Origin of the sequence: Neisseria sicca VK64, assembly GCF_000260655.1 — a bacterium.
Classification (GTDB): Bacteria; Pseudomonadota; Gammaproteobacteria; order Burkholderiales; family Neisseriaceae; genus Neisseria; species Neisseria sicca_B.
In genome coordinates, this window is the sequence record NZ_AJMT01000035.1 from 1 (window position 1) to 7,473 (window position 7,473).

At 43.9% G+C, this 7,473-nt stretch carries 5 protein-coding genes, 1 pseudogene and 1 riboswitch; of the genes and pseudogenes, 2 read left to right on the plus strand and 4 right to left on the minus strand.

The features are described 5' to 3' along the window. Nucleotides 1–239 precede the first annotated feature (239 nt). The gene (coaBC, locus tag HMPREF1051_RS02240) at nucleotides 240–1,433 is read left to right on the plus strand and encodes a bifunctional phosphopantothenoylcysteine decarboxylase/phosphopantothenate--cysteine ligase CoaBC (RefSeq protein ID WP_036491355.1); all 1,194 of its coding nucleotides are present in this window, start codon (nucleotides 240–242) and stop codon (nucleotides 1,431–1,433) included. 75 nt (nucleotides 1,434–1,508) lie between these two features. Here coaBC and HMPREF1051_RS02245 read toward each other — a convergent pair whose 3' ends face one another. From HMPREF1051_RS02245 to HMPREF1051_RS02260, 4 genes are all read right to left on the minus strand, one after another. Further along, nucleotides 1,509–3,035 carry a DHA2 family efflux MFS transporter permease subunit gene (locus HMPREF1051_RS02245; RefSeq protein ID WP_003763839.1) on the minus strand — a complete coding sequence of 509 codons (1,527 nt, stop codon included), beginning with the start codon at nucleotides 3,033–3,035 and terminating at the stop codon, nucleotides 1,509–1,511. A 235-nt stretch (nucleotides 3,036–3,270) separates the two neighbouring features. Next, a complete protein-coding gene (locus tag HMPREF1051_RS02250) occupies nucleotides 3,271–4,461 on the minus strand; it encodes an efflux RND transporter periplasmic adaptor subunit (RefSeq protein ID WP_003763833.1) in 1,191 nt (396 codons plus the stop codon). Nucleotides 4,462–4,809: 348 nt separating this feature from the next. Further along, nucleotides 4,810–6,210 carry an efflux transporter outer membrane subunit gene (locus HMPREF1051_RS02255; protein ID WP_003763838.1) on the minus strand — a complete coding sequence of 467 codons (1,401 nt, stop codon included), beginning with the start codon at nucleotides 6,208–6,210 and terminating at the stop codon, nucleotides 4,810–4,812. A 52-nt stretch (nucleotides 6,211–6,262) separates the two neighbouring features. Beyond that, nucleotides 6,263–6,757, minus strand: coding sequence for a MarR family transcriptional regulator (locus HMPREF1051_RS02260; protein ID WP_003757030.1), 495 nt, complete (start codon nucleotides 6,755–6,757; stop codon nucleotides 6,263–6,265). A 599-nt stretch (nucleotides 6,758–7,356) separates the two neighbouring features. Then, a riboswitch (PreQ1 riboswitch) is annotated at nucleotides 7,357–7,402 on the plus strand. A 4-nt stretch (nucleotides 7,403–7,406) separates the two neighbouring features. Between HMPREF1051_RS02260 and HMPREF1051_RS14075 the strand changes: the two are divergent. Then, a pseudogene (locus HMPREF1051_RS14075) lies at nucleotides 7,407–7,473 on the plus strand (NADPH-dependent 7-cyano-7-deazaguanine reductase QueF); the annotation flags it as partial.

Genomic DNA, 7,473 nt, shown 5'->3' on the forward strand with positions numbered 1-7,473 from the left:
AACCTGAAATACAAAGACTTTTATTTCAAAATATTCTCAAACCAAACTCAATCAACAGTAAAGGTCGTCTGAAATCCCTTTCAGACGACCTTTATCATAAATATCCGAAACAATTTCAAATATACCGAGCTTCAACTCACAACCTAAAGCCATCCACCCATAAGTCCCTGTTACTTTTTTGAACAGTATCCATGTTAGTATTATGACTTATTTGATTCAAATTGGATTGGGTTGCTGTAATGAGTAAACACATTCTTTTAGGGATAAGCGGTGGTATTGCGGCTTATAAATCATGTGAGTTGGTCCGATTACTAAAAAAACAAGGACATTCTGTAACGGCAGCAATGAGCCGTGCAGCCACTGAATTTGTTACCCCCCTTACGTTTCAAGCATTAAGCGGAAATCCTGTTCTAGTCGATACGCACGATGGTCACTCGACTAGAGGAATGAGTCATATTGATTTAACCCGAGAAGCGGATGTTTTTTTAATTGCTCCCGCTACTGCCAATACGGTTGCCAAGATCGCCAACGGTATTGCTGATAATCTGCTGACCAATTTGGCAGCAGCACGAAAATGCCCCATGGCAGTCGCTCCGGCGATGAATGTGGAGATGTGGAACAATCCTGCCAATCAGAGGAATATCCAACAACTGATTTCAGACGACATCACGGTTTTCCAGCCATCCTATGGCGAACAGGCTTGCGGTGAAATCGGGATAGGGAGAATGCCTGAAGCTGTTGAACTTGCCGATTTGATTCATGATTTATGGACGCCGAAAATACTTGCCGGCAAAAAAATCTTAATTACTGCCGGCGCGACCTTGGAAATGATTGACCCGGTCCGTGGAATTACAAATATTTCCAGCGGTCAAATGGGCATTGCCCTAGCCCGTGCATGCAGAATGGCCGGCGCACAAGTTACGTTGATTTATGGACAGTTACAGACTCCCCTGCCGACCGGTCTCTATCATATGAAACAGGCTATTAGCGCCAAAGAAATGTACGATGCCGTTCATAAATATATTGAAGATCAGGATGTTTTTATTTCCGTAGCCGCTGTGGCTGACTATAAGGTAAAAAACAGCAGTCCGCACAAATTGAAAAAAGAAAATTCAAAAGATACCCCGACCCTTGAATTGGAAGCCAATCCTGATATTTTGGCATCTGTAGCAGCCTTACCCAAACCTCCTTTTTGTATTGGATTTGCAGCAGAAAGTGAAAAAGTTTTGGAATATGCTCGAGCAAAACGTTTACGCAAAGGCATTCCGATGCTGATTGCCAATGACGTTTCTCAGGCAATGGGAAAATCTACCAATCAGATTACTATTATTACGGATGACGAGGAACTATCTTTCCCTGAGAAAGAGAAATTACAGGTAGCAGAAGAAATTGTTCAATCTCTTGCTCGCCATCTGGACAAACTAAACCTGTAAGTAATCAGGTTAACCTTAACTATCTTCTACAACAGCAAAGGTCGTCTGAAAATTTTCAGACGACCTTTGTGATATTTAATGCCCTGCTGATGAACTCCCATTAAACGGCGGCTTAGCAAACCAAATTATGGAAATCATGACGATGAACAAGATACTGCCAGCCAGAAAAATCTCGTTTGATCCCATAATGAAGCCTTGCTGCGTAATGGCATCGGAAATATTTTTCAAAACCTGCTGTTCACTCAGCCCCCGATTCGTCATTTCATGAACTGTTTGAACAGTCAAACTCGAATATGGATTAATCTGTTCACTCAGTTGCGTATGATGCAAAGCTTCTCTCCGCTCCCACATGGTACTGACTATGGATACACCCACACCACCCATGAAGACGCGCAAGAAATTAGACAGGCTACTTGCTGATGCAATTTGATCGGATTTAATATGGGACAATGTAATGCTGGTCAACGGAAGGAAAAACATGGACACACCCAAGCCTTGCCAGAATTGGGGCCAAACAACATTGCTCATATTCATTCCGGCATAAAAATCAGTGCGCCAATAGAAAGTAAAAGCAAACGTCAAGAAACTTGCGGTGACAAGAAGACGCATGTCAATGCGGTTGCCGAATCTACCTATAATCGGGGACAACAAGATAGGAAGGAAGCCCACCGGTGCAGCCGCCAAGCCCGCCCATGTTGCGGTATAGCCAAGATTAGACTGCAACACCAGCGGCAACAGCGTGAGCGTACCCATGTAAACCATAAAGCCCAATGAAGTTGCCAGTACGCCTATCGTAAAATTTCTGTTGCTAAACAAAGAAAAATCGACAATCGGGTATTTCTCGCCAAGCTCCCAAACCACAAAATACGTCAGACATACCAATGCAACGATGCCTAACACAATAATCTCTCCAGAGGCAAACCAGTCCAACTCTTTACCTCTATCAAGCATCATTTGCAGCGCACCGACGCCAACCACCATCAAGACCAAACCGATGTAATCTATCGGCGTCTTAACCACTTCTGTTTCCCTATCCCTCAATTGCTGCCACACAATAAGTGCAGAAATAATACCGATAGGGATGTTAATGAAGAAAATCCAACCCCAATGCCAATTATCCGAAATCCAACCGCCGAGAATAGGACCTAAAACAGGCGCGACGACAACGGTCATTGCCCACAATGCCAAAGCCAATGTCCGTTTTTCAGGAGGATACGATGCCATTAACAAACTTTGCGACAGCGGAATCAACGGTCCGGCTACAAAGCCTTGTAACACCCTGAAGATCACCAAAGCCTGAAGATTGGGTGCAATGCCGCACAACCACGACAGCAAAACAAATCCCACTACGGAGGCGATAAACAGTTTTACTTCGCCAAACCGTTTTGCCATAAATCCGGTTAGCGGTACTGAAATCGCATTCGCCACAGCAAATGATGTAATGACCCAAGTACCCTGAGTAGTCGCTGCCCCTAAGTCCCCGGCAATTACCGGTACTGCAACATTGGCAATCGTGGTATCCAAGACTTCCATAAAAACGGCAAGGCTGAGCGCCAACGTAACCAGCACCAGCCTAACACCCTGCAATGGCGGATAATTCATATTTCTTCGCTATTACTCATTCAATATATTGCACAGTGATTGCGCTTAGATACACATCCCTTTTCAGACGACCTCTTTGATGAATATTCACATCATCGCAAGCCACAAACAAAGTTCTGCCCTGCATTATTTAATCCATCACAACTTTGCTTCCTCATGCGCTTCGATATCTACTTGCTATCAAATACCCACATTCTCAGCAATTCAACGCATGAAAGGTCGTCTGAAAACATTTTTACTTAGCGTATTTCTCAAAAATCTTATCGATCAACGCATCGGCGGCAGCCCAATCTACGCCTTCAGTTTCTGGGGATTCTACATTTTTATCAGCGGCAGCCGTCATGTTTTTTCCTGAGCCGGCACCTGCAATATCAACCTTTACCTTCATAGATAAACCGACACGAAGCGGATTAGCCTGCAACTCTTTCGCATCCAAACTGATGCGGACCGGAACACGTTGCACAACCTTAATCCAGTTCCCCGTCGCATTTTGCGGCGGTAAAAGGGAGAATGCACTGCCCGTACCCGCTGACAAACCCATCACCCTGCCATGATAGACCACTTTATTTCCATATAAATCAGCAGTCATTTCAACAGGTTGACCAATTTTCATTTGACGCAGTTGCGATTCTTTAAAGTTAGCATCCACCCAAAGATTGCTCAAAGGAACCACAGCCATCATTGGGGAACCTTGGGCAATACGCTGCCCAACTTGAACATTTCGTTTGGCAATCTGTCCATTCATCGGCGCGCGAATTTGGGTGCGTTGCAGATTCAGCCATGCATCCTTAATATGGCTGATGGCTGTTTGCACCGCAGGTTGTTGACGCAGAGGGATATTATTACCTAAAACTGCTTGTGCAGAAGTCTCTTCCGCTTCCACTGCCTTCAAAGCCGCTTGCGCCTGAATCACCGCAGCACGGGCATGACTCAACTCTTCACCTGAAATCGCATCCGTTCCCGATAAAGCTTCACGTCGGCGCAAATCTGCCTGAGCCTTTGCCAATTCGGCTTTTCGCAAAAGAACCTGCGCTTTTGCTTTTGAGTTAACCGCAGTTTGTTGTTTATTCTGACGAATTGCCTGAATCAATTCATTTTGAGCACGCTCGTAAGCCAGCTGGAAATCGCTGTCGTCCAACGCAACCAAGACATCCCCTTTTTTGACCACATCAGTATCGTCATACATCACTTTCCTTACCGTACCGGTGACCTGAGGGGTAATTTGCACCAGATGACCTGCAACATAGGCATCTTCCGTCTCTTCCTCATATTGCCAGAATAAGAAATACGCAAGAGCCACACCGACTGCAATCAAAATAAAAAGCAGTGTAATAACTGCCAGATTACGCCCGCGTTTACGCCCCACCCTTGAACTTTTTGTCCCTGAATTGCGTAATTGTTCATTATTTTCTAGATTCGCATCCATGATTTCATTTTAACCTGGGTAATTACAGACTATTTTCCTTATGCACCCCATCCCACTAATATCTCATTGATTTTAATAGAATAGACAATACTGAAAAATACATACAGAGGTGCATTCTATAGCCGCATCGTTACTCAATCAAGTAACAATCATATTTAAAAACCATTTGGATATCCCCTTTTACCATTAGGCGCAAACAATCATTTCAAAGTCATCAAAGCAATACCGATTCCTGACAACCAAAAAGCAATTGGCGACATTCTGAATACATACATTTAAACGTTAAATGCATATCCAAAATATCGCCAATTGACTTGATTAAAAGGAAAGGGGTCGTCTGAAAACCTTCTATTGCGTTTTAAACCCACCGCCCAACTGGGCATTCAGATTGCTCCATGCAATCAACCGTTCAGATTGATACTGCACCAATTGCATTTTCACTTGCAACATATCATCTTGTTTTTGTAATGCGCTGAGACCATTATCCAATCCCGCCCTCACTCTACCCTGAGCATTTTTAACCGACTTTTCGGATATTTTCAGCATTTTATCCCAAGTAGACTGTTTGCTTTGCAGGCTTTGGTAATCTACAACAGCATCCGCAGCAGAACGCATCGCATTCAAAACCGTTTGATCGTACACGGCCACCTGCTCATTATATTCTGCGCGTTTGCCTGCCAATTTTGACTGTAATGCCCCAGACGTAAAAATAGGAAGATTGATAGCAGGAACAATACCCAGCATGCCTGATGTTTTACCCCTTACCACATTGAACGCATCAATATGTCCAAGACCCGCCAAGGCTTTTAACTCAATATTGGGATAAAACTCTGCTTCGGTGGATTTAACCGTATGCAGCTTAGATTCCAATAATGATTTTTGTGCCGCGATATCCGGTCGGGCTGCTAACAAATCCGCATGGATTCTATTCACAGGCACAACAGGAACCACGCCCATCCTACCGGGTTCTTGTTCGGAAAGTGCTCCCGGCACGTTACCGCTCAATACTGCCAAAGCATGTCGGACTTTGGCAATCTGTTGTTCCAATGACGTTTTTTCCAACTGAAGTTGCTGACTTGCCAATTCAAGCGGGTACAATGATTGTGCGGGCATCAGGTTTGCATGGATTCTGCGTGAGACCAATTGCTGCATTTTCTCTGACAGATTGATACGTTCCTGCACAAGAGCCTGACGCTCGCTCAAAGCCTGCCAAATAAAATATTGCTTGGCTACCGCGTTCGCCAGCTCAATCCGTGCCTGATGGGCTTCATACAGAATTGCCTGACGGCGTCCCAAAACCGCTGCAATCTGCTCACGGTTTTTTCCCCAAAAATCGAATGTCCAACTTCCCTGTACTGCCGCGTTTGCCAACAATAATGTATGGTCGGTATCGATACGGGAAGATGCGGGCTTGGGTGCAACATACATTCCAACCCCGCGCGCGGACATACCGATTTGCGTTTTGCCGGCGGCTTCGGTTATTCCCAGCTGCGCTTGTGCTTGCTCGAAACGCGCCTTGGCAATACGCAAATCCGTTGATGTCTGGATAGCTTGTGCAACCAGTTGATTCAGTTTGTTATCTTTTAATTGCAACCACCATCCGTCTTGAATGAGGGATGCCGACTTACCATCGGGCAAAGAATACACCGTTGGTTCTTCCAACGGTGCTTGTTTACCAAACTGCGCACAAGCTGCAAGTACAGATACTGCGATAATGCAGATGCCCCGTTTGGCAATATTTGATTTCATGGCAGACTCCGTTTTTTACTTTTATCCCTGCCACAATTCTTACTGCATCAGATCAGCTGTCCAAACGGTTCAACAGCTTGCCCAACAGATTTTGCAACTGGGTATAATCCTCATTGGTAAAATCTTCCCAAGCTTCACCGCTCTTACTGGAAATCTGCGGCCATACTTGTTGGATAAAAGACTCACCTTCCTGTGTCAATTTTAACACAATCTGGCGGCGGTCTTGCTGGTTGATATGACGACCTACCCATCCCCGTTCTACCATCTCATCGGAAAGACGGGTCGCACTGGTACGCGTCAAATCCATCAAGTCGCTCAAACGCGAAGGAAGGATTTCGCTTTTAGGGCTGACGTAAACCGCCATCAAAGCGAACCATAAATTCTCGTTGATACCGAAAGTTTTCAAATTTTCATTGAGATGACTGCTTAGACGTTCGGTTGTTACCCGTAACAGACGCCCTGTTCTTACCTGTTGTTCTGAAAATTCAGGCAGGCGGTCGGAAAGTTGGCGCAGCGCGTTGACCAAGTCGGTTTGTGAAAAACTCATTATAAATATCCTCTTCTTAAATTTGTTGGCTGTTTCTGCTGCAAATCAGAACAAATAATGACAATCTCATTTGCCTCAAAATACCAAATACTTATTCAATGCCGCTATACTAATTCAACTGATTATTTTCCGAATGAAAATCTGACAATCGGTCCAAGAAGATAACAAGTGGCGTTTTTTATGCATAAGTCATCTAATTTGTATGTAATTCCGAATTCTTACTCTACAAAATCAGTATTCAGAAAGGATAGATTTGTGGTTACCGACAACTTAATTTATTGTTTATATTGAAAACCCCATAATTTATTAGAGAGATGGCGCTTCTCCTTAGTTCTATAACTCAAAACATGACTTTTGAGATACTACTGAAAACACTTCAAAAAAATTTTAACTTTTACGATTAATGCGGAAAAATTAACTAGAAAAATCATAAATTTAAAAATCAGTTTAAATTCAATCCGCATTGCTTTGCAAAGGCATTACCGCCACATCAAAACATCCGCGCCCACCTATCATTTTTTGCATTTCCAGCCTAGCGTTCAACCGCTAAATAATTATCAAAAAAATCACACACATAGTTTCCCTTATATTACAATCCGCCTTTCGTGGTTCGAAAACCTCCCACATTAAAAAAACTAAGGAAATCCTCATGTCCCGCAATACCGAAGAGCTGCAAGGCATCTCTCTTTTGGGCAATCAAAAAACCCAATATCCGA

Bases quoted from the DNA above. Each gene is read 5' to 3' on its own strand.
- HMPREF1051_RS02255 (WP_003763838.1), bottom strand. From the start codon at position 6,210: ATGAAATCAAATATTGCCAAACGGGGCATCTGCATTATCGCAGTATCT.
- HMPREF1051_RS02250 (WP_003763833.1), bottom strand. From the start codon at position 4,461: ATGGATGCGAATCTAGAAAATAATGAACAATTACGCAATTCAGGGACA.
- coaBC (WP_036491355.1), top strand. From the start codon at position 240: ATGAGTAAACACATTCTTTTAGGGATAAGCGGTGGTATTGCGGCTTAT.
- HMPREF1051_RS02260 (WP_003757030.1), bottom strand. From the start codon at position 6,757: ATGAGTTTTTCACAAACCGACTTGGTCAACGCGCTGCGCCAACTTTCC.
- HMPREF1051_RS02245 (WP_003763839.1), bottom strand. From the start codon at position 3,035: ATGAATTATCCGCCATTGCAGGGTGTTAGGCTGGTGCTGGTTACGTTG.